The 23,927-nt window shown below is 58.2% G+C and carries 21 protein-coding genes and 2 tRNA genes; 9 read left to right on the top strand and 14 right to left on the bottom strand.

The window, feature by feature from the left end; translation table 11 throughout:
- Positions 1-6: 6 nt before the first annotated feature.
- From tolQ to H8F21_RS19820, 10 genes are all read right to left on the bottom strand, one after another.
- Positions 7-702 carry a protein TolQ gene (gene tolQ, locus H8F21_RS19865; RefSeq protein WP_038613859.1) on the bottom strand — a complete coding sequence of 232 codons (696 nt, stop codon included), beginning with the start codon at positions 700-702 and terminating at the stop codon, positions 7-9.
- A gap of 2 nt (positions 703-704) precedes the next feature.
- Positions 705-1,160, bottom strand: a complete 456-nt coding sequence (gene ybgC / locus H8F21_RS19860) for a tol-pal system-associated acyl-CoA thioesterase (RefSeq protein WP_203585176.1) — start codon at positions 1,158-1,160, stop codon at positions 705-707.
- A gap of 125 nt (positions 1,161-1,285) precedes the next feature.
- On the bottom strand, positions 1,286-2,341 hold the full coding sequence (gene ruvB / locus H8F21_RS19855; RefSeq protein WP_203585175.1) for a Holliday junction branch migration DNA helicase RuvB: 1,056 nt from the start codon (positions 2,339-2,341) through the stop codon (positions 1,286-1,288).
- A complete protein-coding gene (gene ruvA / locus H8F21_RS19850; RefSeq protein WP_203475959.1) occupies positions 2,342-2,950 on the bottom strand; it encodes a Holliday junction branch migration protein RuvA in 609 nt (202 codons plus the stop codon).
- Between the two features lie 108 nt (positions 2,951-3,058).
- Positions 3,059-3,583, bottom strand: coding sequence for a crossover junction endodeoxyribonuclease RuvC (gene ruvC / locus H8F21_RS19845; RefSeq protein ID WP_203475966.1), 525 nt, complete (start codon positions 3,581-3,583; stop codon positions 3,059-3,061).
- A gap of 118 nt (positions 3,584-3,701) precedes the next feature.
- Positions 3,702-4,448 carry a YebC/PmpR family DNA-binding transcriptional regulator gene (locus tag H8F21_RS19840; protein ID WP_203585174.1) on the bottom strand — a complete coding sequence of 249 codons (747 nt, stop codon included), beginning with the start codon at positions 4,446-4,448 and terminating at the stop codon, positions 3,702-3,704.
- Between the two features lie 121 nt (positions 4,449-4,569).
- Entirely contained in the window at positions 4,570-6,345 is a 1,776-nt protein-coding gene (gene aspS, locus H8F21_RS19835; RefSeq protein ID WP_203476437.1) for an aspartate--tRNA ligase, read from the bottom strand.
- Between the two features lie 93 nt (positions 6,346-6,438).
- The gene (locus tag H8F21_RS19830; protein ID WP_203585173.1) at positions 6,439-6,660 is read right to left on the bottom strand and encodes an FmdB family zinc ribbon protein; all 222 of its coding nucleotides are present in this window, start codon (positions 6,658-6,660) and stop codon (positions 6,439-6,441) included.
- A 93-nt stretch (positions 6,661-6,753) separates the two neighbouring features.
- Positions 6,754-7,083, bottom strand: coding sequence for a ribbon-helix-helix domain-containing protein (locus H8F21_RS19825; protein ID WP_236043129.1), 330 nt, complete (start codon positions 7,081-7,083; stop codon positions 6,754-6,756).
- 243 nt (positions 7,084-7,326) lie between these two features.
- Positions 7,327-7,800, bottom strand: coding sequence for a Dps family protein (locus tag H8F21_RS19820; RefSeq protein WP_136479013.1), 474 nt, complete (start codon positions 7,798-7,800; stop codon positions 7,327-7,329).
- 320 nt (positions 7,801-8,120) lie between these two features.
- Between H8F21_RS19820 and H8F21_RS29855 the strand changes: the two genes are divergently transcribed.
- Positions 8,121-8,708 carry a cold-shock protein gene (locus H8F21_RS29855; RefSeq protein WP_203475970.1) on the top strand — a complete coding sequence of 196 codons (588 nt, stop codon included), beginning with the start codon at positions 8,121-8,123 and terminating at the stop codon, positions 8,706-8,708.
- Positions 8,709-8,774: 66 nt separating this feature from the next.
- On the opposite strand, the gene H8F21_RS19810 is transcribed toward H8F21_RS29855, so the two are convergent.
- Both H8F21_RS19810 and H8F21_RS19805 read right to left on the bottom strand, forming a co-directional pair.
- Positions 8,775-8,981 carry a SlyX family protein gene (locus H8F21_RS19810; protein ID WP_203475972.1) on the bottom strand — a complete coding sequence of 69 codons (207 nt, stop codon included), beginning with the start codon at positions 8,979-8,981 and terminating at the stop codon, positions 8,775-8,777.
- 3 nt (positions 8,982-8,984) lie between these two features.
- Positions 8,985-9,410, bottom strand: coding sequence for an HIT family protein (locus H8F21_RS19805; protein WP_203475973.1), 426 nt, complete (start codon positions 9,408-9,410; stop codon positions 8,985-8,987).
- An 821-nt stretch (positions 9,411-10,231) separates the two neighbouring features.
- On the opposite strand from H8F21_RS19805, the gene H8F21_RS19800 reads away from it, so the two are divergent.
- The 3 genes from H8F21_RS19800 (at position 10,232) to H8F21_RS19790 (ending at position 14,388) form a co-directional block, all read left to right on the top strand.
- Positions 10,232-11,530, top strand: coding sequence for an OprD family porin (locus H8F21_RS19800; protein ID WP_203475975.1), 1,299 nt, complete (start codon positions 10,232-10,234; stop codon positions 11,528-11,530).
- Positions 11,531-11,700: 170 nt separating this feature from the next.
- The gene (locus H8F21_RS19795; RefSeq protein ID WP_203475977.1) at positions 11,701-13,416 is read left to right on the top strand and encodes a proline--tRNA ligase; all 1,716 of its coding nucleotides are present in this window, start codon (positions 11,701-11,703) and stop codon (positions 13,414-13,416) included.
- Positions 13,417-13,434: 18 nt separating this feature from the next.
- Positions 13,435-14,388, top strand: coding sequence for a hypothetical protein (locus H8F21_RS19790; RefSeq protein ID WP_203475978.1), 954 nt, complete (start codon positions 13,435-13,437; stop codon positions 14,386-14,388).
- Between the two features lie 43 nt (positions 14,389-14,431).
- On the opposite strand, the gene dinB is transcribed toward H8F21_RS19790, so the two are convergent.
- Complete coding sequence (dinB, locus tag H8F21_RS19785) at positions 14,432-15,496, bottom strand: DNA polymerase IV (protein ID WP_203542007.1); 1,065 nt, start codon at positions 15,494-15,496, stop codon at positions 14,432-14,434.
- A gap of 219 nt (positions 15,497-15,715) precedes the next feature.
- On the opposite strand from dinB, the gene H8F21_RS19780 reads away from it, so the two are divergent.
- From H8F21_RS19780 to H8F21_RS19765, 4 genes are all read left to right on the top strand, one after another.
- Positions 15,716-15,792 (top strand) — tRNA-Met (locus H8F21_RS19780).
- A 133-nt stretch (positions 15,793-15,925) separates the two neighbouring features.
- Positions 15,926-16,002, top strand: a tRNA-Met gene (locus tag H8F21_RS19775).
- A 208-nt stretch (positions 16,003-16,210) separates the two neighbouring features.
- On the top strand, positions 16,211-18,853 hold the full coding sequence (mprF, locus tag H8F21_RS19770; protein ID WP_203585172.1) for a bifunctional lysylphosphatidylglycerol flippase/synthetase MprF: 2,643 nt from the start codon (positions 16,211-16,213) through the stop codon (positions 18,851-18,853).
- Entirely contained in the window at positions 18,853-20,148 is a 1,296-nt protein-coding gene (locus H8F21_RS19765; RefSeq protein WP_203585171.1) for a virulence factor family protein, read from the top strand. Before mprF ends, H8F21_RS19765 begins: the two co-directional genes overlap by 1 nt.
- A 104-nt stretch (positions 20,149-20,252) precedes the next feature.
- Here H8F21_RS19765 and H8F21_RS19760 read toward each other — a convergent pair whose 3' ends face one another.
- Positions 20,253-22,151 carry a potassium transporter Kup gene (locus H8F21_RS19760; protein ID WP_203585170.1) on the bottom strand — a complete coding sequence of 633 codons (1,899 nt, stop codon included), beginning with the start codon at positions 22,149-22,151 and terminating at the stop codon, positions 20,253-20,255.
- 255 nt (positions 22,152-22,406) lie between these two features.
- Here H8F21_RS19760 and rimO point away from each other — a divergent pair, with 255 nt between their 5' ends.
- Positions 22,407-23,750 (top strand): 30S ribosomal protein S12 methylthiotransferase RimO, encoded by a 1,344-nt coding sequence (rimO, locus tag H8F21_RS19755; RefSeq protein WP_203585169.1) that lies wholly within the window; start codon positions 22,407-22,409, stop codon positions 23,748-23,750.
- Positions 23,751-23,927: the final 177 nt, after the last annotated feature.

Genomic DNA, 23,927 nt, shown 5'->3' with positions numbered 1-23,927 from the left:
ACCTGATCACTCTTCGCTGGTGTGCACTTTACGGTGCAGGATGGCCTGGAACTCGTCGGCGAACGTGTAGTAACGGCCGATCAAGACTTCGCTGCGGGCCGCGAAACGGTTGTAGGCGATAACCGCTGGAATTGCGGCGAACAGACCGATTGCGGTTGCGATCAGTGCTTCGGCAATACCCGGAGCCACAGTGGCCAGGGTCGCCTGCTGGGCGCTGGCCAGCCCGCGGAAGGAGTTCATGATGCCCCATACGGTACCGAACAGACCGATGTACGGGCTGGTGGAGCCGACAGTGGCCAGGAACGGCAGGCTCTGCTCAAGCTTCTCTTCCTCGCGGGAAATGGCGACGCGCATAGCACGACCGACACCTTCCATCACCGCATCCGGGTCAACACCTGGCTGCTGGCGCAGACGGGAGAATTCCTTGAAGCCGGCACGAAATACCTGCTCGACACCCGAGTCCGGATCCGGGTTGCTGCCCGCCTGACGGTACAGCTTTGACAGGTCGATGCCCGACCAGAAACGTTCTTCGAAGCTTTCCAGCGCTCGACGACCGGCACGCAGCATGGTGCTGCGCTGAAAAATCATGATCCATGACGTTACCGATGCGGCAACCAGAACCAGCATAACCAGCTGCACCACGATGCTGGCATTGCTGACCAGGCTCCACATGGAGGTATGGTCGACGACGTTAGCTTCCACGCTTAATCTCCTGCATTTGAATGAGTACCCGGATCGCCCGCCTCGGCAAATGCCGTTCGCAGCGCTGGGGGGATGGCCCGGGGTTTGAAAGTATCGGCGCGCACACAGGCCACCAGGAACTGCCCTTCGCAGAGCAGCGTTGCATCTTTTTCGCGCCATACCTGCTGCACGAATCGCAGGCTGGCACGGTTCAACTCAAGCACTTGCGCGGTAACCCGCAACTCGTCATCCAACCGCGCAGGCGCGTGATAGCGCGCTTCGCTGGAGTGGACAACGAACAGCAGGTTGTCCTGCGCCAATGCCGACTGGGCAAAGCCCAGGGCGCGCAACCGCTCGGTGCGGGCACGCTCCATGAATTTCAGGTAATTGACGTAATACACCACGCCGCCCGCATCAGTGTCTTCGTAATAGACCCGACAACGGAGTGCGAACGACTCAAGCCCATTTTGCGCGCGCATACTCTAGTGCTTACTCCTCAGCTTGCCAATCCGCCCCAGCAACTGTTTTTCATTGATTATGTCGTATTGCCAGCGTGGTCCTTCCATGACAGCCGATAGGACCACGAAAAGACCAGATAAATCTGTCATTCATCGGGCTGGGCGGAAAAACCTTCAGTAGAGACCGACTCACCCAGCCTGTTCGGGATGTTCAGGCCAAAATGCAGATAAGCATGCCGGGTTACCACCCTACCCCGCGGGGTACGCATGATGTAGCCCTGCTGAATCAGGTAGGGCTCCAGAACGTCCTCGATGGTGTGGCGCTCTTCGCTGATAGCTGCAGCGAGGCTGTCGACCCCAACGGGCCCCCCGTCGAATTTTTCAATCATGGTCAGCAACAGGCGACGGTCCTGGTGATCGAAGCCACGTTCGTCGACATCAAGCAGGTTCAGCGCCATGTCGGCTATCGGCTTGGTGATATGCCCCTTGCCCCGCACCTCGGCATAGTCTCGAACCCGACGCAGCAGGCGGTTGGCAATTCGTGGCGTGCCTCGTGCCCGACGAGCGATCTCGAAAGCGCCTTCATCTTCGATCGGCAAACCGAGAATGCCGCCGGAGCGACTGACGATAGTGGCCAGGTCTTCAGTGTTGTAGAACTCCAGGCGCTGGACGATACCGAAACGGTCACGCAACGGGTTGGTCAGCATACCGGCGCGCGTGGTGGCGCCGACCAGGGTAAAAGGCGGCAGGTCGAGCTTGATGGAACGGGCTGCCGGTCCTTCACCAATCATGATGTCCAGCTGGAAGTCTTCCATGGCCGGATACAGCACTTCTTCGACAATCGGCGACAGACGATGAATCTCGTCGATGAACAACACATCGTGAGGCTCAAGGTTGGTCAGCAGCGCTGCCAAGTCGCCCGGTCGCTCCAGGATCGGCCCAGAGGTGCTCTTGATCGATACGCCCATTTCTTGCGCGATGATATTGGCCAGGGTGGTCTTGCCCAGCCCCGGCGGGCCGAAGATCAGCGTGTGATCCAGCGACTCGCTGCGTCCTCGCGCCGCCTGAATGAACAGGGCCATCTGCTCGCGCACCACCGGCTGACCGATGTATTCGGCCAGACGCAGCGGGCGAATCGCCCGATCCTGGACCTCTTCACGGTCACGCCCGGTGGCGGCTATCAGTCGATCAGCTTCAATCACTTAAATCATTCCCTTCAGGCTGCGGCGGATCAGTTCTTCGCTGCTCAAGCCCTTGGCATCGACAGCAGCCACCGCCTTGCTGGCTTCCTGGGGTTTGTAGCCCAGGGAAATCAGTGCGCTGACGGCATCGGCCTCGGCGCTGGATACACTGGTCACCGGCGCTGGTCCATTCGGCACCAGGGCGAACATGGCAGGAGAGGTTTCCCAGGCTTTGAAACGGTCTTTAAGTTCGACCAGCAGGCGTTCGGCAGTCTTCTTGCCGACACCCGGCACCTTGACCAGCGCCGAGGCATCCTGCGCTTGAACACAACGCACCAGTTCGTCGACCTCAAGGCCCGACATCAACGCCAGTGCCAGCTTGGGGCCTACACCGTTGAGGCGGATCAGCTCACGGAACAGTTCGCGCTCGCGCTTCTCATGAAAGCCATAGAGCAGGTGAGCATCCTCACGCACCACCAGGTGGGTGTGCAACGTTACCGCTTCGCCAATCTTGGGCAAGCGATACAAGGTTGTCATTGGCACTTCGAGCTCATAGCCAAGGCCATTGACATCAACAATCAGGTGCGGCGGCTGTTTTTCAGCCAATGTGCCGCGCAAACGTCCAATCACGTTGCAATCCTTCCTCATGGGCGCCGGCAAACAACCGATCAACCCTAACAGCAAATGCAATGGCCGATGGCATTGCCCGGTCAAAATTTGTTTCAGCGCATGATGCTATCAGAGGCGCAGACGTCCGCTACGGCTTCGTGCGGTGGAAAGCCCATGGGGTAACAGGCTGGAGCGAGTATGGGCATGGCACAGGGCGATGGCCAGGGCATCGGAAGCATCGATCTGCGGTTTTTTGGTCAACTTGAGTAAGTGCATTACCATCATCTGCACCTGCTCCTTGTTAGCGCCACCGGTACCGGCAACCGCTTGCTTGACCTGGGTCGCACTGTACTCGGCAATCTCCAGCCCTTCCTCGATGGCCGCCACGATAGCGGCGCCGCGGGCCTGCCCCAACTTTAGCGCCGAGTCGGCGTTGCGGGCCATGAACACGCGCTCGATACCCATGGTTACCGGCCCGTACAGACTGATGATCTCGCGCACCCCGCGAAAGACTATCTGCAAGCGCTCGGGCAACTCGCCACTACCGGTACGAATGCACCCGGATGCCACATATTCGCAGCCCCGAGGCCCCTGGCGCACCACACCGTAGCCTGTAATGCGCGAGCCCGGGTCGATGCCAAGAATCAGAGTCATAACACCTGCATACTCGATGACGCGTTTATCGTCGTTGTAAAGACAGAAGCCGGACCTGCTTGCAGGTACAGTACACCTGTAAGCAGATCCGGCTTGGATAAAATCGGCTGGAGACGGGTTAGCCCAGTTGCTCCATGACCTCATCGGGGATCTCGGCATTGGAGTAGACGTTCTGCACGTCGTCCAGGTCTTCCAGCATATCGATCAGCTTGAGCACCTTTTGCGCACCCTCCAGGTCCAGTTCGGCACTGGTGGTCGGCTGCATGACGATTTCGGCGTCCGCCGCCTTGAATCCTGCTTCTTCCAGGGCATTGCGCACGGCATAGAAGCTGGCAAACGAGGTGAAGACATCAAAAGAGCCATCTTCGTTGCTGACCACGTCGTCAGCATCGGCTTCCATTGCCGCTTCCATCAGCGCATCTTCGTCGACCCCAGCGGCAAAACTGATCTGCCCCTTGCGCTCGAACAAATAGGCCACGGAACCGTCGGTACCCAGGTTACCGCCACATTTGCTGAAGGCATGGCGTACCGCAGCTGCAGTACGGTTGCGGTTATCGGTCATGGCCTCGACCATGATCGCCACGCCACCAGGGCCATAGCCTTCGTAGCTGAGCTCTTCAACGTTATCGGCCTCGGTCGCACCAGCACCGCGGGCAATGGCCCGGTCGATGATGTCGCGGCTCATGTTGGCGCCCAATGCCTTGTCCAGCGCCAGACGCAGACGCGGGTTGGTGCCCGGATCACCGCCGCCCTGCTTGGCAGCAACGGTCAGCTCACGAATCCACTTGGTGAAGATCTTGCCCCGCTTGGCGTCCTGACGCTCTTTGCGGTGCTTGATGTTTGCCCATTTGGAATGACCAGCCATAACGACTCCGAATCCTTTGAAACAATGCCACGCCCCTGCCCGACAAATAATCGGCCAGGAACAATAAATTCCGTACTGCTTAACGCAAAGGCGCATCCATTTGGATGCGCCCGGGGTCTACTTACTCAGCCTTGGGCTGTTCGCGCAGACGGATGTGCAACTCGCGCAGGGCCTTCGCATCGACCAGGCCAGGCGCCTGAGTCATGACACAAGCGGCGCTCTGGGTTTTCGGGAAGGCGATCACTTCACGAATCGACTGGGCGCCAGTCATCAGCATGACCAGACGGTCCAGACCAAAGGCCAGGCCACCGTGTGGCGGTGCACCGAACTTCAGAGCGTCGAGCAGGAAGCCGAACTTCTCTTCCTGTTCTGCCGCCTCGATACCCAGCAGACGGAAGACCGCCTGTTGCATTTCCTTGCGGTGAATACGGATCGAACCGCCACCCAACTCGGTACCGTTGAGGACCATGTCGTAGGCGCGCGACAGCGCGGTGGCAGGGTTGGCGGCCAGCTCTTCCGGCGTGCACTTGGGTGCAGTGAACGGGTGGTGCAGGGCAGTGAAGCTACCGTCGTCGTTTTCTTCGAACATTGGGAAGTCGACAACCCACATCGGTGCCCACTCGCAGGTGTGCAGGTTGAAGTCGTTGCCGACCTTGATCCGCAGTGCACCCAATGCTTCGCTGACAATCTTGGCTTTGTCGGCGCCGAAGAACACGATGTCGCCGTCGACCGCGCCTACGCGATCAAGGATCACATTGAGGTTGGCCTCAGGGATGTTCTTGACGATTGGCGACTGCAGGCCTTCAACGCCTTTGGCGCGCTCGTTGACCTTGATGTACGCCAGGCCCTTGGCACCATAGATGCCGACGAACTTGGTGTACTCGTCGATGCGGCTGCGCGGCATGCTGGCAGCGCCAGGAACGCGCAGGGCGGCAACACGGCACTTTGGATCGTTGGCCGGGCCACTGAAGACCTTGAACTCTACGTCCTTGAGCTGATCGGCAACGTCAACCAGTTCCAGCGGGTTACGCAGGTCTGGTTTGTCGGAGCCGTAGCGGCGCATGGCCTCTTCGAAGGTCATGTGCGGGAATTCGCCGAACTCCAGGTCCAGGACTTCCTTGAACAGCTTGCGGATCATGCTCTCAGTCAGGCCCATGATCTCGGATTCATCGAGGAAGCTGGTCTCGATGTCGATCTGGGTGAATTCTGGCTGACGGTCTGCACGCAGGTCTTCGTCGCGGAAGCACTTGGCGATCTGGTAGTAGCGGTCAAAGCCCGCGACCATCAGCAGTTGCTTGAACAGCTGCGGCGATTGCGGCAGTGCAAAGAAGCTGCCAGCGTGGGTACGGCTCGGCACCAGGTAGTCACGCGCGCCTTCAGGCGTGGCACGGGTGAGGATTGGTGTTTCCACATCGAGGAAGCCGTTTTCATCGAGGAAGCGACGGATGCTGGTGGTGATCCGCGAGCGCAGACGCAGCTTCTCGGCCATTTCCGGGCGACGCAGGTCGATGAAGCGATAGCGCAGGCGAGTCTCTTCGCCGACGTCGGAGTACTCGTTGAGCGGGAACGGCGGGGTTTCCGCTTCGTTCAGCACGGTCAACTCGTAACCCAGGACTTCGATGGCACCGGAAGCCATATTGGCATTCACAGCGCCCGCTGGACGCGGGCGCACCTTACCGGTGATCTGCACCACGTACTCACTGCGCACGCGATCGGCGGCAGCAAAGCTGTCTGCGCGATCCGGGTCGAATACGACCTGGGCCATGCCTTCGCGGTCACGGATATCGAGGAAAATTACCCCGCCGTGGTCGCGGCGACGATGGACCCATCCGCAAAGGGTAATTTCCTGACCTTCCAGGCTCTCGTTCAGTTGGCCGCAATAATGGCTGCGCATCATGATGGTGGTTTCGCTTCTCGTCATTCGTGTGTTCAGTGGAGGTCTTGGCGCCACAAAGGGCTAATAGTGCAAGACCCGGCCGGTGCATTCAACTCAGTCAGCTTTGTCGCCGCCAGCAAGATTCTTTTTTGCACCGGTCTTGAAGTCGGTTTCGTACCAGCCTGTACCGCCCAGACGGAACCCCGGTGCGCAGATCAGCTTCTTCAGCTCCGGCTTTTTACATGCCGGGCAATCGCTCAGCGGCTCTGCGCTGATCTTCTGGAGGACTTCCATCTGGTGATTGCAGGAAGCACATTGATAGTCGTACAGGGGCATAAGTGTGTCTCGTTAACCACAGCGCGGGCTGGTTCAGGCAGTAAAGAGCGGGATTATATATGGTTAAGGAGTGCTGTGCAGCCCGGCAACCGACTAGCGTGTCACCTGGGTCCCCAGCAGATAGACCACGCACACCACCCGAATCAGGCCACTGAAATTTTTTACCCCGCCATGTCGCAAATGCACCTCGCGATCCACATAGGACAGCACGGTGTTGACTGAGCAACGGTTTGCCTGGGCAATGCGTTCAAGCACTCGCCAGTAGATTTCCTCCAGACGCAGACAGGTGGCAAATCCGTTCAGCCTTACCGAGCGTGCCAACGGCTGTGCCAGCCCCATATTAAAGTCCACTTCGAACGGATCGACGCTCTCTGCACCGGTATCGCCCGCCACGCGCCCTACGCGATTCATCCATGAAGACATACAAGCACCACGCACTTTAAACTATCGGGGAAACAAACCCGGGCAATCGCTATTACCCGAGGACGAACCCTAATAAGCACTGCGCCGGTGCATTGAATCCAGCAGACCGACTAACTCTGACTGTAGGATTACTCGATAACCTGCGAAGAATCATGTAATAACAGAACTACTTCCCCGCCAAATAAAACGCCCGAACGTCGAGCGGTTCGGGCGTTAAGTACACTATGTTTAACGTGCGTGAGACTACTTGCCTTCAAGCAACGAGCGCAGCATCCAGGCCGTTTTCTCGTGCACCTGCATGCGCTGGGTCAAAAGGTCTGCAGTGGGCTCGTCACTGACCTTGTCCAGCAGCGGGAAAATGCCCCGAGCTGTACGTGTCACGGCCTCCTGCCCTTCCACCAGTTGTTTGATCATTTCATCGGCTGCCGGCACGCCTTCCTCTTCCTTGATCGAAGACAGGCGTGCATAAATGGAATAAGCACCCGGCGCCGGGAAACCCAAAGCGCGAATTCGTTCTGCAATGGAATCAACCGCCAACGCCAGTTCGTTATATTGCTCTTCGAACATCAAGTGCAATGTCCGAAAAGCCGGACCGGTCACGTTCCAGTGAAAGTTATGAGTCTTCAGGTAAAGTACATAAGTATCCGACAAGAGTCGCGACAATCCATCGACGATAGACTTGCGATCTTCTTCGCTAATACCGATATCAATAGCCATGCGATTCCCCTTTCCATGATGTTTGATGATCAAGCAGGTACGCCCCACTGTATCAAGACTCGTCACCGCCTGCAGCCACAGACTTGCGACCAGTGGCGGCAGGCAGCGAGACCTTGATCCAAGGCAAGCGACACACGGCGGGCCGATGATTTGAGAAGCCCCCGGCTTTGCTGTTAAATAGGCGGCGTGCCGTCTCTGACGATTGTTAATGCGGGGGCGCATAGGCTGACCTTTTCTCACGTTTTTGCGCTTCTCAACCCAATGCGCGCCGTGATGTCAGCTCTTCCTGTGATGTGCTTTATAAATGTGAGCCAACCAACATGTTCAAAATCGTCCACCTTTTGACGGGCGCTGCAGCTTTGCTGCTGTCCTTCATACCCAGCCTCAGAACCGATGCACAACCGCTGCTGCAACAACCGGAAGCCGTTTACCTGGCACTTTTCGGCTTGCTTAACCTGCTCCTCGCTCCCGTAGTACCCCATTACTACAAAGGTGCCCGCCTCTACCTGCAACGCCTGGCTAGCGTCTTGCTGGTGCTGGCAGTGGTGTTACAAACGCTTACCCTGCTGGCCCGCCCGGAGCTGGGTAACCTGCCAGCCCTGAGCTGCGCCCTGCTGGCGGTAGTGGCGCATTTGATTGCCGGCTTCCTCAAAACCGGCAGCGCGCGTAGCCAGGCTGCTCAATACGACATGACCAACCGTGATACCGGGACGGTCAAGTGGTTCAACACCTCTAAAGGCTTCGGTTTCATCTCGCGTGATTCTGGCGATGACATCTTTGTGCACTTTCGCGCTATTCGTGGCGAAGGTCACCGCGTATTGGTCGAGGGCCAACGTGTAGAGTTCTCGGTCATGAATCGCGACAAAGGCCTGCAGGCAGAAGATGTAATCGCCGCCCCACGGCGCTGATCGAGCTGCAAAAAAACCGCGGAGCCAAAGCTTGCGCGGTTTTTTTATGCCTGGGCTACGCGCCGATCAATAATGTGGAGGTGGCGCCTCATCCTCGCTGCTCTGGTATTGGCCGACCATCTCTTCGTAACGTTTGAGCAGCGCTGCCATCTGCAACTGCAAACGCTCGACAATCCGCTGCTGTTCGACCAGCACATCATTCAAGGCCTGCACCGTGTCGTCCTGAAAGGCCAAACGGCTCTCCAGCTCTGTTACCCGCGCTTCAAGTGTCATGCCTTAAACCTCGGCGAATGTGAAATTGTCATCGAGAACAGTCGCCAGTCGCTGACGAATGCCTGCAACTTGCTCAGTGGTATAAACGCTCGCCGGTTGGCTACCCCAGACTGGAGCAGGCCAGGCCGGATCATTGCGGCGACGCACTATAACGTGCATATGAAGTTGACTGACGACATTGCCAAGCGTGGCAACATTCATTTTGTCGGCAGCAAAACAGTCTTTAAGTAGTTCAGCCAGCACAGTGGTTTCTTTCCACAATTGCAGTTGTTCGCTGTCATCAAGTTGAAACAACTCACTGATATCGGCACGACGCGGCACCAGAATAAACCACGGGTAGTTGGCATCCTTACTCAACAGCAGGCGTGAAAGGGGGAAGTCCCCGAGCACATAGGTGTCTTGCTGCAAGCGTGGGTCCAATTCAAACAAGGGAGAATCTCCTACAACTGTTTAATACTTTGCCCACTCACAGCCAAACCCTGCGAAGCAGACCTACTGCTGCAGGATACCCCCGTTTGGATGCTGGAGCACCGCCACACAACCGCAGGACCCGCATGAAGCGCACCGCTTTGACCGTTTTTTGCCAGTTGGCTCCCTGCGACGGATCAGGTAACAACCTGACACCCTGGTAAACGCTACTTTTCGCACCAAAATGAGGCTCCCGTGCAGAGGCCAGCACCCAAAGTATCCGCAAACTACTCAGCGCAGTGCGTTAGCGGTAACGCTTTGACTTAACAGACAGCTTTTGCGCTTATTCCAGAACGACACAGCGCTGCAAACCAACCGATCTTAGCCCCCGCATTTACGGGGTTTTTGCCCCCTGACCGGAGCCGTTGTGAAAAATTTGTGAACTGTTCGGAATTTTGAGCACGCTTGTTGCATTCCCTTTCGCCATGGTCGGCACGACACCTGCACTGGATGCCGGTGAAGCGCGACAAATAACAACAGTTGCATGGGTGAACCAGGGAGTTTCGGGGATGTGGAGGCTAGATTGTTTTTACCTATCCTTAAGCCGCCCGGAACAGCACTGGAGTTGCACGACCCGCGAAAATCGGGGCGTGATTTGCGACAGGGACTTAACCGTTAGCGACATGACCGTAAAGTTACCGAAAGGTTCTTTCTCCCCATATCGCCAACTACAGTCAGCGTGATATACATTTCCGCCGACACAAAAAGAAAGAGCCGCGCCGCATAAAAAAACCAATCGGCGACGGCAGTACTCTTCCTAAAAACCAAAGGAGCAAATCACGATGCGCGTGATGAAGTGGAGCATGATCGCCCTGGCTGTTGCAGCAGGCACCTCGCAGATGGCAATTGCGTCTTCCCAGAGTGAATCCAAGGGCTTTATCGAAGACAGCCAACTGAGCGTCAAAACTCGGATGCTGTATTTCAGCCGCGACTTCCGCAACGTTCCAAGTGGCGACCAAAGCCGTGTTGAAGAAACCGGCCTGGGCTTTCTTGGCACCTACGAATCGGGCTTCACTCAAGGCACCGTAGGCTTCGGCGTGGACGCCATCGGCATGCTCGGCCTGAAACTGGACAGCGGCAAAGGTCGCGCCGGTACCGGTCAGTTCCCTACCGGCTCTGACGGTCGCTCCGAAGACTCGTTCTCGGAAGGCGGCGGCGCAATCAAACTGCGCGTTTCTGACACCGTACTGAAATACGGCACGCAATTTACTGCCATGCCTGTCCTGGCGACCGATGACAGCCGCCTGCTGCCAGAAACCGTTGAAGGCTTCCTGGTAACGAGCAATGAAATCAAAGGCCTTGAGCTCAACGCCGGTCACTTCACAGCGCTGAACGCCCAATCGCAGTCCTACCACGACAGTATCGGTGGCCTGAACGATGATCGCGTCAAGAACCCTGGTCTGACCAAGGCAGATGTCTTTGGTGGTACCTACTCTTTCACCGATACCCTGAGCACCAGCCTCTACTACTCGAAAGTTGAAGACTACTGGCGCAAATACTACGCCAACGTCAACTGGGCACTGCCTATCAACGACGACCAGGGCCTGGTATTCGACTTCAACATCTATGACACCAAGAGCGACGGCGACCGAGCTCGTGCCTTCGACGGTGACAAACTGGACAACCGTGCATTCAGCCTCTCGGCTGCCTACAACATCGGTGCCCACACCTTCACTCTCGCTCACCAGCGCGTTTCTGGTGACGGCGACTACGCCTACGGCGTCGACGGCGGCGGCAGTATCTTCCTGGCCAACTCCATTGCCCGTTCCGACTTCAACGCTGAAGACGAGAAATCCTGGCAGGCTCGCTACGACCTGAACATGGCCAGCTACGGCGTGCCAGGCCTGAGCTTCATGACCCGCTATGTCCGTGGTTCCGACGCGAACGTCGAAGGCACCACCAATGGCAAAGAATGGGAACGTGACATCGAAGCCAAATATGTACTGCAAGAAGGCGCTGCCAAGGACCTGAGCTTCCGCGTCCGTCAAGCGACCTACCGTTCCGGCGATGGTGTTTACTACGGTTCGCCATCGATCGACGAACTGCGTCTGATCGTCGAGTACCCGCTGAGCATCCTGTAAGCCCCGGGCTTTCAGTATTCCCAGTACGAAGAAGCCCGGCACTGCCGGGCTTTTTCTTGTCCTCAACCGGGCTGACAACGCCTTCGTGCTCCGGCATCCTGTACGCCACCGAATCGCCCCCGTACAATGCGGGGTCATTTTAAGTCTTAAGCAACCGACAACGGCCTACCATGCGCACCAGTCAATATTTGCTCGCTACCCAGAAAGAAACCCCGTCCGACGCGGTCGTCATCAGCCACCAGCTCATGCTGCGTGCCGGCATGATCCGCAAGCTCGCATCCGGCCTTTATACCTGGCTGCCGATGGGCCTTCGGGTAATGCGCAAGGTTGAGACCGTGGTCCGCGAGGAAATGAACGCCGCCGGCGCCCTGGAAGTGCTGATGCCAAGCATTCAGCCGGCTGAGCTGTGGCAGGAGTCCGGTCGCTGGGAGCAGTACGGCCCCGAACTGCTGCGCCTGAAAGACCGTCACGGCCGCGAGTTCTGCGTGGGACCAACCCACGAAGAGGTCATCACCGACCTCGCCCGCAACGAGCTCAACAGCTATAAACAGCTGCCGTTGAACATGTACCAGATCCAAACCAAATTCCGTGACGAAATCCGTCCACGCTTCGGTCTGATGCGCGGCCGCGAATTCATCATGAAGGACGCTTACTCCTTCCATGCCGACCAGGCTTCCCTACAGGAAACCTACGACCGCATGCACCTGGCGTACAGCAACATCTTTACCCGCCTCGGCCTGGACTTCCGTCCAGTGCAAGCCGACACCGGTTCGATCGGCGGCAGCTACTCTCACGAATTCCATGTATTGGCCGAGTCCGGTGAAGACGATGTGATCTTCAGCGACAGTTCCGATTACGCCGCCAACATCGAGAAGGCCGAGGCCATCCCACGGGAAACCGTGCGCCCCGCGCCTACCGAAGAGCTGCGCCTGGTCGACACCCCCGACGCCAAGACCATTGCGCAACTGGTAGAGAACTACAATCTGGCGATCGAGAAGACCGTCAAGACCCTGATCGTTCATGCTGCTGAAGAAGGCAAGTTGATTGCCCTGGTCGTTCGTGGTGACCACGAGCTGAACGAGATCAAGGCCGCCAACCTGCCAGAAATTGCCAGCCCTCTGGTCATGGCCAGCGACGAAGAACTGCGTGACGCCATCGGCGCGGGCGCAGGCTCCCTCGGTCCGCTGAACCTGCCCCTGCCTTGCATCATCGACCGTTCGGTCGCCTTGATGAGCGATTTCGGCATCGGCGCCAACATCGACGACAAGCACTATTTCGGCGTCAACTGGGAGCGCGACCTGCCCGTTCCACAGGTAGCCGACCTGCGCAACGTTGTTGCCGGTGACCCAAGCCCTGATGGCCAAGGCACCCTGGTGATCAAGCGCGGCATCGAAGTTGGGCACATCTTCCAACTGGGCACCAAGTACAGCGAGGCGCTCAAGTGCCAGGTACTGGGCGATAACGGCAAACCCGTAACCCTGAGCATGGGTTGCTACGGTATTGGTGTATCGCGCGTGGTAGCTGCGGCCATCGAGCAGAACTACGATGATAACGGCATTATCTGGAGCGATGCCCTGGCCCCATTCCAGATTGCCCTGGTACCGCTGCGCTACGAAACCGAGCAGGTTCGCGAAGCCACCGACAAGCTCTATGCCGAGCTGACCGCGGCTGGTTTCGAAGTGCTACTGGACGACCGTGACAAGAAAACCAGCCCAGGCATCAAGTTCGCAGACATGGAACTGATCGGCATTCCACACCGCATCGTCGTCAGCGACCGCGGCCTGGCCGAAGGCAACCTGGAATACAAGCACCGCACCGAACGTGACGCGCAACCACTGCCAGTGGCTGAGGTGCTGTCGTTCCTGCAAGCCCGCATCCGCCGCTAAGTCAACGCAAGAGTAATCATGTTCAAGCGAAGTACCTATTCCCTGGGGGGCGCCGCACTGTGCGGCGCCCTGTTGCTCAGCGGCTGCGCCAACCAGATGTCCCAGCGCAGCGAGCACGAGGAACGCATCGAGCGCAAGCTGCTCGAACACAGCCTGCAGATAGATGTCGGGGACCCCAAGGTACTCGAGCTGCCCCAGCGGCGTGTGCGTATTCACGAACAGAAAAACTTCGAAGTAACCGAATTTGAAGTGACCCGTCGTTATGATCGCTACACGCCTTACCAACCCTGGCGGGAAGTCTACGAGATTCCCCTCGGCGCGGTCGCTGTGGTTGCCGGAGTCGGCGCCAACGTGGTTAACATCTTTGCGCTGGGCAATCTGCCCGACAGCGTCACGCGCGACTGGTTCAGCTACGGCATCGATGGTCTCAACCCGTTCATGAACGCCCAGTCCAATGGCCGCGCCCAGCAGAACCTTGCCGGGATCACCGAGGTACAGAAAGACAAGCGCAAAGAGTATGCGAACCTGCCGTGGAGCGATCGTCCGGTTGAGGTCAAGGCTGGCAAGGTCACCCACACACTGACCACCGACCGTAACGGCGTGCTGCTGCTGAATTTGCTCGATAGCCCGTTCTCGGAGCAGAACCTGACCCACATCGGCACCCTGCATCTGCAAGTCGCCGATGAAGACAACGATGTACGTGGTGATGCCAGCCTGCTGATCAGCGGCACGTTGCGCAGCAAGCTGGTGGAAGCCCACGACCTGATTTTCGACGACCTTGAGGACGATGAAGTCAGCCAGTGGGTACACCGGGTCAAGCGCCTGTCCGAGTTGGGCCTGGAGGAAGAAGCCAGCGAGCTGGAACAAAGCCTGATCGAGCTGACCCGCAACGATCCCGAGTTGCAGCAGGAGTTTCTCCAGTCTTTGACCAAGGATGCCGGCCGCCTGGTTGCCGACCCTGGCGTACATTGATTGCGTGAGCCTTGAAAAAACGCCAGCTTGCTGGCGTTTTTTCTTAGTCGCGACTGAAAAGCTCCAACTGCTCGTGTCCAGCGCGCAAATCCTGCAAGCGCACGCCGATTCCCAGCAGCCTCACCGGCTTGCCACCACGGGCAAAGGCTTGACTGAGCAACTGCTGATAACTACTCAAGTCTCGCCCTGCGCCAGCCTGCTCCAAGGTCGTTTGGGTAAAATCGTGAAACTTCACTTTGACGAAGGGCTTGCCCGGCCGATAGCTATCGTCGATACGCTGAATACGCCCGGCGAGGGTTTCCATCAGATCCGGCAATTTGCTTAAACAACTGGCCAGATCAGGCAAGTCGACGTCATAGGTGTTTTCAACACTGACTGACTGGCGGCGACTGTCATTATGTACTGCACGATCATCAATGCCGCGCGCCAGCCCCCACAACCGTTCACCAAAACTTCCAAATTCGCGAGCCAGGGCCAGGCGGCTCCAGTCGCGCAGTTCCAGGCAGGTACTGATACCCAGGCGACCAAGCTTATCGGCGGTCACTTTGCCTACACCGTGCAATTTGCTGACGGGCAGTACCGCCACGAACGCTTCGACTTGATCTGGGGTAATCACAAACAAGCCATTGGGTTTGCGCCAGTCACTGGCTATCTTGGCCAGAAACTTGTTGGGCGCAACGCCGGCTGACACCGTGATATGCAACTGTTGGGCAACCCGGCGACGAATATCAGCGGCAATGCGCGTCGCACTGCCGGCAAACCAGGAGCTGTCCGAAACATCCAGGTAGGCTTCATCCAGCGACAGCGGCTCGATCTGATCGGTGTAATCACGAAAGATGGTATGAATTTCCCTGGAGGCTTCTTTATAGGCATCCATTCGCGGCTTTACGATCAAAAGGTCGGGACACAGGTTGAGCGCATGACGAGAAGACATCGCCGACCGCACGCCATACGCTCGCGCCTCATAGTTGCAGGTAGCGATTACACCACGACGCTCGGCAGAGCCCCCCACAGCCAGAGGTCGCCCAGACAGACGTGGGTCGTCACGCATTTCAATAGCGGCATAGAAGCAATCGCAATCTATATGGATGATCTTGCGCTGGGGCATCAGCAACCGAAACCACGGGGATATAAAGGTGTAGGCAGTATCTCACTCCAATGTAGCCACGACCATCTGTACTGGATGAATATACACATACTTGACCTAAAGCCCCGCACCCACTGCCCTGCCACCCCTCATTCATCCGCTAAGCACTTGAAGAAAAAAGGTTTTCTCAAAATGAGTGCTTGACACTCCGGCGCATAACTGTAGAATTCATCTCACAGGCGCGGGATGGAGCAGCCTGGTAGCTCGTCGGGCTCATAACCCGAAGGTCGTCGGTTCAAATCCGGCTCCCGCAACCAGATTAAGAAAAGGCCACTCTTCGGAGTGGCCTTTTTCTTTGCCTAAAATAAAGTGCTCGCGCATAAATTTATTGAAAATCAATAATTAAGCGTTGACAGCTTTCTCAAAGGCTGTAGAATTCGCCACATCAGACGCGGGATGGAGCAGTCTGGTAGCTCGTCGGGCTCATAACCCGAAGGTCGTCGGTTCAAATCCGGCTCCCGCAACCAAACAACAGAAAAGGCCACTTTGAAAAAAGTGGCCTTTTTTGCATCTGCGATTTGCACATCCTCACTGTAGCCCACGCGGCAATATAAATTTTGTTTAACTATCCTCAAGGAAGGCAGCGGCCCGATCATAGCCGTCACTACTTTCCATAGGGATTGGTACCTTGGCTGAATACTTTCGTCCTGGCGTGCACCACCCACGAGGTATTTGATGCGCAGCCAGACATCCGAGACACAAGCGCCTGTTACCGCAACCCTGCCCAACGCCAAACGCCAGTTGCGTTGGCTTGACCGCTTTAGCCGTTATCGCCAAGCCATCGGCCTGGCGTTGACGCTACTACTGTTCACCATTGCCTTGATCGCCTGTCGCCACCTGCTGAGCGAGCTGGATATCTATGCACTGCATGATTCGTTACTGAGCGTTCCTCCCTCCTCGCTTGCCGGAGCCCTGCTGGCGACTGCTGTCGGCTTCATCATCCTGCTGGGTTACGAATGGTCTGCCAGTCGCTATGCCGGTGTGAAGTTACCGCCACGGACGCTGATCATGGGGGGCTTCAGTGCCTTTGCCATTGGCAATGCCATAGGACTGTCGCTGCTTTCCGGTGGATCAGTGCGCTATCGACTTTATGTACGCCAGGGTGTCAGCGCGACCGAAGTCGCGCGCATGACCCTGTTCGCCAGCTTGTCGCTGGGATGTGCGTTGCCACCGCTGGCTGCCCTGGCAACACTGAGCAATCTGCCTGCGGCCGCTTGCGCCCTGCGCCTCCCATCAACACTGCTAGCCGGTATTGCATTGGCAGTACTGGGCCTGGCCATGCTGTTGGTCTACGGGCTGTACCGTCGACGCCTGGCAGAACAGCCTCATGCTGACACTTTGCTGGTCAGGGTGCGTCGTCGCACCCTGCGCTTGCCGGGTGCCCGCCTGACACTTTTACAAATGCTGATTACTGCACTGGATGTCGCCGCAGCAGCGACCGTGCTGTACTTGCTACTGCCCGAGGCGCCGCCCTTCGGCGCTTTCCTGTTGGTGTACCTACTGGCCCTGGCCGCCGGGGTGCTGAGTCATGTACCAGGTGGTGTCGGCGTATTCGAGGCAATTCTGCTGGCAGCGTTCGCCGATCAACTGGGTGCCGCGCCTCTGGCTGCTGCACTGCTGCTATATCGCCTGATCTATGTGGTATTACCGTTGCTGCTTGCCTGCGCAGTGCTGCTGTTCAGTGAGGCGCGTCGATACAAAGTCGCCAGCCAGGCAATCAAGGTGGCATCCGGACTTGCCGCCCCAGTGCTCGCTGTACTGGTCTTTCTTTCCGGTGTAGTGCTGCTGTTTTCCGGTGCGACGCCGGAAATAGACGAACGCCTCCAGCATCTGGGCTTTCTCATTCCCCATCGCCTGATCGACGCTTCGCATTTTGGCGCCAGCCTGATTGGCGTGCTGTGCCTGCTGTTGGCTCAAGGCTTGCGCCGCCGCCTCTCCGCGGCCTGGATGCTGACCACCATCCTGTTGCTGGTCGGCGCCCTGCTCTCGTTGCTAAAAGGTTTTGACTGGGAAGAGGCCAGTATCCTGACCTTCACCGCCTGTCTGCTGGCGCTGTTTCGCCGCGCCTTCTACCGGCCCAGCCGCTTGTTGGAGCTGCCTTTTTCTGCGGTTTACCTGGCAGCCAGCACCTGCGTGCTGGCTGCATCGATCTGGTTATTGCTATTCGCCTACCAGGACGTACCCTACAGCCACCAATTGTGGTGGCAGTTCACCCTGGACGCCGACGCCCCTCGAGCCCTGCGCTCGGCGCTGGGTAGCACGGTACTGTTAGTGGCGTTCGCGCTGACCTGGCTGCTTCGCACCGCACGCCCGGTGATTCATCTGCCTAATGAGGAAGAGCTGCAACGAGCCAACCGTATATTGCAGGCGTCGGACCAGCCGGATGGGGGATTGGCGCTGACCGGCGACAAAGCACTGCTGTTCCATCCCGATGATGATGCGTTCCTTATGTATGCTCAGCGTGGTCGTAGCCTGGTAGCCCTGTATGACCCCATCGGACCGGCGCACAAGCGTGCCGAGATGATCTGGCAGTTTCGCGACCTGTGTGATGTGCACCATGCCCGCCCAGTCTTCTACCAGGTGCGCGCCGAGAACCTGCCTTTCTATATGGACATTGGCCTGACTGCCATCAAGCTGGGGGAGGAGGCTCGCGTCGATCTGAATCGCTTTGATCTGGACGCCAAGGGCAAAGAGATGAAGGACCTGCGCTACACCTGGAGTCGTGGCGGGCGCGATGGCCTGACCCTGGAAATCCACGAGCCTGGGGAAGCTCCACTCGAAGAGCTGAAAGTGATTTCCGATGCCTGGCTTACCGGCAAGAACGTACGCGAAAAAGGCTTCTCCCTGGGTCGTTTCAGACCCGAGTACCTGCGGCATTTTCGCATTGCCCTGATCCGCTTCGAAGGCCGCCCGGTAGCGTTTGCCAACTTACTGGAAACCCACAGCCGCGAACTCGCCAGCATTGACCTGATGCGCGCTCATCCGCAGGCACCGAAGCTGACCATGGAATTCATGATGATCGGCCTGATCCAACACTATAAGCATCAGGGTTACAGCCGCTTCAGCCTGGGCATGGTGCCACTTTCCGGCTTGCAACCTCGCCGTGGCGCACCTTTGACCCAACGCCTGGGCTCGATGGTGTTTCAACGAGGCGAGCAGTTGTACAACTTCCAGGGGCTGCGCCGATTCAAGGACAAATTCCAGCCTGATTGGGAACCCCGTTATATGGCCGTGCCTGCCGGACTCGATCCGCTGGTAGCGCTGGCTGACACTGCCGCCTTGATTGCCGGCGGCCTGACTGGTTTGGTGAAACGCTGATGATTCGACGCTATTGGCTGCATATTGCGGCAACGCTTTTGCTGGGCTTGATCGCCGCCGTCCTGGGCTTTTGGCTGTGGACCCGCCCTGCCCCTGAACCACGCCTGGAGCACCTGACGCTGGGCGATGGCAGCAGCCTGACCCGTGCAACACCTGGCACTCACCCCAAGGCCCGGGTGGTTGTCGCTGTTGCCCAGGACCAATCCTTGACCGACAAACAGTTGTTGAACTTGAGCCAGAGCGGGGAAGCGCAACTGGTCCAGGTCATCCTGCCGCCCGGCGACTGCACCGTGCAACAGGTTGCCGTCAAGCAAGCACTGCAACAACTGCAAGGCCCTGCGACCCTGGTCGCAGGTATCGGCCCAGGCGCCAGCCAAGCATGGGACTGGCTCGCGACGCAGACCGATGACAAGGCTCAGGCCATCTCGGTGGATTTCAGCATCGAACGCCCCGGCTGCGCCATCCCCCTGCCCAAGTCGGCCGCCCACGGCCATTGGAGCGTGGCCTGGAACGACAACCCGGACGACGCCAGCGCAGCCTTTGTTCGCGATCAGCCCAACGCCGAAACCAGCATCAGCGATTACGACATCCACTTGCCGCAAGTGCTCAAGGCGCAACTGACCCAAGCCCTGGTGGGCGAGGAAGGCAATGCCATGAGCATCCCGGTGGTTGAAGTACCGGCCGGCCAGACTACCGACACGGTCACCCTCTTCCTGTCGGGTGACGGTGGTTGGCGCGACCTGGATCGCGATGTAGCTGGCGAGATGGCCAAGCTTGGCTATCCAGTGGTCGGCATCGACACCCTGCGCTACTACTGGCAGCACAAGACTCCCGAGCAAAGCGCCATCGACCTGTCGGAACTTATGCAGCACTACCGACAGAAATGGGGCACCAAGCGCTTTGTGCTGACGGGCTATTCCTTCGGAGCCGATGTGCTGCCTGCTATCTACAATCGCCTTCCTGCTGAAGACCAGAAACGAATCGATGCGGTAATCCTTCTGGCCTTCGCCCGCAGTGGCAGTTTCGAGATTGAAGTCGAGGGTTGGCTGGGCAACGCCGGCAAGGAAGCACCCACCGGCCCGGAAATGGCCAAGCTGCCGGCGGCCAAGGTGGTGTGTATCTACGGTGAAGAAGAAGCCGATGAAAGTGGCTGCACCGAGCACACCGCCGTTGGCGAACGCCTGAAACTCCCAGGCGGGCATCATTTTGACGAGAACTACCCAGCGCTGGCCAAGCGCTTGATCGGAGACATCGAGGACCGCCAGGGCAAAACCAGCGTCGCTGAACAGAATTGACCCGCATCTGGACGCGCAGTTGCACGTTGTCGGCTACAAGCTGCGAGACAAAGCGACATCGCCCTTTTACTCGTAGCTTGTAACTTGCAGCTACTGCCCTCCCCCTAGATTTCGACCTGGGTGCCCAACTCGATCACTCGGTTCAACGGCAGGTTAAAGAAGCGCAGGTTGCCGTTGGCGTTCTTCAACAAAAACGCAAAGAGCATGGCACGCCATCGGCTCATGCCTACCAGCCGAGAGGGAATTACCGTCTCGCGGCTGAGGAAGTAGGTAGTGCGCATCGGGCTGAAATCGAGGCCTTCAAGGTGGCACAGCTTGAGCGCAGCGGGGACATCCGGCTCGTCCATGAAGCCAAAGTGCAGCAGGACTCGGTAAAAACCTTCCCCGTAGGCTTCAACCTCAAACTGATGCTGCGCAGCCACCCTCGGCGTGTCCTCACTGACGACGGTCAACAGCACCACTTGGTTGTGCAGCACCTGGTTGTGCAACATGTTGTGCAGCAACGCATGAGGCACGGCATCCGGCCGGGCCGTCAGGAACACTGCGGTACCTTCAACCCGGTGCGGTGGCTGCACGCGAATGCTGCTGATAAAGAGTGGCAGCGGCAGGCTACCTTCATCCAGACGCTCGACAAGGATCTGCTTGCCGCGCTTCCAGGTGGTCATCAGGACGAATAGAGCAATCCCCGCCAGTACCGGAAAAGCACCGCCTTGCACAACCTTGGGCACGTTGGCGGCGAAGAACAGGCCATCGACAAACAAAAACCCGAGAAGCACCGGAACCGCCAGCACGGGGGGCCACTTCCACAACAACAGCATGACGGTGGATACCAATAACGTGGTCATCAACATGGTTCCGGTGACCGCCACGCCGTAGGCCGATGCCAGCGCATCCGATGATTCGAACCCGATCACCAAAAGGATTACCCCCACCATCAACGCCCAGTTCACGGTGCCGATGTAGATCTGCCCCTGCTCGTCACTGGAGGTGTGCTGAATCTGCATGCGCGGCGCGTAGCCCAGTTGAATGGCCTGGCGCGTCAGGGAGAAGGCCCCTGATATCACCACCTGGGAAGCGATGACCGTCGCTAGGGTAGACAGACCGACCAAAGGTATCAACGCCCAGCCCGGCGCCAGCAGATAAAAGGGGTTACGCGCAGCCTCAGGGTTCTGCAACAACATCGCCCCCTGGCCAAAGTAGTTGAGCACCAGCGCTGGCAACACCAGGATGAACCACGCCCGAGCTATGGGTTTACGGCCGAAATGACCCATGTCGGCGTACAGCGCCTCGGCCCCGGTCAAGGCCAGCACTACGGCGCCCAGGATGGCAACGCCCATGCCGGGATGCACAATGAAGAACCGTACCGCCCAGATCGGATTGAATGCCTTGAGCACTTCGGGGCTTTGGGAAATACCATGCACGCCCAACGCTGCCAGGACGACAAACCACACGACCATCACCGGCCCGAACAAAATGCCGATTCGTGCCGTGCCATGCTTCTGAATCAGAAACAGCGCGACCAGCACCACCAGCGCCACTGGCACCACCCAATGGTCGATACCTTCAAAGGCCAGTTGCATGCCTTCCACTGCCGACAACACCGAAATGGCCGGGGTAATCATGCTGTCGCCATAAAACAGCGCGGCACCAATAAGGCCGCAGCCGACCATCAGCGTACGCAACTTGGGATAAGGCGCCGAGGCCCTGCGAGCCAGCGCGGTCAGGGCCATGATGCCGCCCTCGCCCTGGTTGTCGGCACGCAGGATGAACACCACATACTTGAGCGAAACCACCCAGATCAGCGACCAAAGGATCAGCGCCAGAATACCCAACACGCCGTCATGGTTGACCGGCACCCCATAGTCGCCGGAAAACACTTCCTTGAGGGTATAGAGGGGGCTGGTGCCAATGTCGCCGTAAACCACACCTACTGCCGCCACCAACAAGCTCAGCGGCTTCGCCGCCGAATGCCCGGAATCAGCCTGATCGCTTGCCTGAACCATCCGTCACTCCCGCAACCAAGGCTTATGAGCCGGTAGAACGCTAAAATGATTGCCACCCTGCCGCCATCGCTGGCCAGGCCCTATGCAAACACAGGCACGCTGGCGCGAAGCATAGCTTAGCGTTCGTCGCTTTTCTGCTGGTCAAGTGACATTGCGCCCGCTAGAATTGCGCACTTTTTGATCAGAGGCGCTGCCAGCGCCCATACAGGACAGCGCGCTTGTGGCACGACTGTCCCCATTACACCGAGGTTAGTCATGTCCACCACTCCTACGCCAACCACGCCTAAGGTCGGCTTCGTATCTCTGGGTTGCCCCAAGGCCCTGGTCGATTCCGAGCGCATCCTGACCCAACTGCGCATGGAAGGCTATGAAGTCGTGCCGACCTACCAGGACGCCGATGTAGTGGTGGTCAACACCTGCGGCTTCATCGACAGCGCCAAAGCCGAATCCCTCGAAGTGATCGGCGAAGCTATCAAGGAAAACGGCAAGGTCATCGTTACCGGTTGCATGGGTGTCGAGGAAGGCAGCATCCGTGATGTGCATCCAAGCGTGCTGGCCGTGACTGGCCCGCAACAGTACGAGCAGGTCGTCAACGCCGTGCACGAAGTGGTACCCCCGCGTCAGGATCACAACCCGTTGATCGACCTGGTTCCGCCACAAGGCGTCAAACTGACACCACGCCACTACGCCTACCTGAAAATTTCCGAAGGCTGCAACCACAGTTGCAGCTTCTGCATCATCCCGTCGATGCGTGGCAAGCTGGTCAGCCGCCCGGTTGGTGAAGTGCTCAGCGAAGCCGAACGCCTGGTCAAAGCCGGGGTCAAGGAGATTCTGGTAATCTCCCAGGACACCAGCGCCTATGGTGTCGACGTCAAGTACAAGACCGACTTCTGGAACGGTCGCCCGGTCAAGACGCGCATGCTTGAACTGTGCGAGGCGCTGAGCAGCCTGGGCGCCTGGGTGCGCCTGCATTACGTTTACCCCTACCCGAATGTCGACGACATCATTCCGTTGATGGCGGCTGGCAAGATCCTGCCGTACCTGGACATCCCGTTCCAGCACGCCAGTCCGAAAGTGCTCAAGTCGATGAAGCGCCCAGCGTTTGAAGACCGTACCTTGGCACGCATCAAAAGCTGGCGCGAACAGTGCCCGCAACTGATCATCCGCTCAACCTTCATCGTCGGCTTCCCAGGTGAAACCGAGGAAGACTTCCAGTACCTGCTCGACTGGTTGACCGAAGCCCAACTCGACCGCGTAGGCTGCTTCCAGTACTCGCCAGTTGAAGGCGCCCCAGCAAACGACCTGGGCCTGGACATCGTCCCTGACGAGGTCAAGCAAGAGCGCTGGGATCGTTTCATGGCCCATCAGCAGGCAATCAGTACTGCCCGTCTGCAACTGCGCATCGGCCGCGAAATCGACGTTCTGATCGATGAAGTCGAGGAAGAAGGCTCGGTAGGCCGCAGCTACTTCGACGCCCCGGAAATCGACGGTAACGTATTCATCGACGGCAACCACGGCTTCAAGCCAGGCGACACCGTACGCTGCCGCGTCACTGACGCCGACGAGTACGACATGTGGGCCGAACCCATCCAGGCCTGACCTGCTGAAAAATAGCCCTGCCGACCCTGGCGGGGCTTTTTTTTGCAACTTGTCCCGTCCTGAATAAGGTTTACACCTCCCATCCCGAATTTCCGGAGAGTCAGATGGAGCAAGGTGTAAAGCGCACACAGCGTGATTACTCACTGTCTTTTAAATTGGCGGTGGTTGATCAGATTG

The sequence above is a fragment of the Pseudomonas arcuscaelestis genome (assembly GCF_016881005.1).
GTDB lineage: Bacteria > Pseudomonadota > Gammaproteobacteria > Pseudomonadales > Pseudomonadaceae > Aquipseudomonas > Aquipseudomonas arcuscaelestis.
The sequence above is the reverse complement of the archived record's forward strand: the minus strand, read 5'-3'. Positions and strand labels throughout refer to the sequence as shown.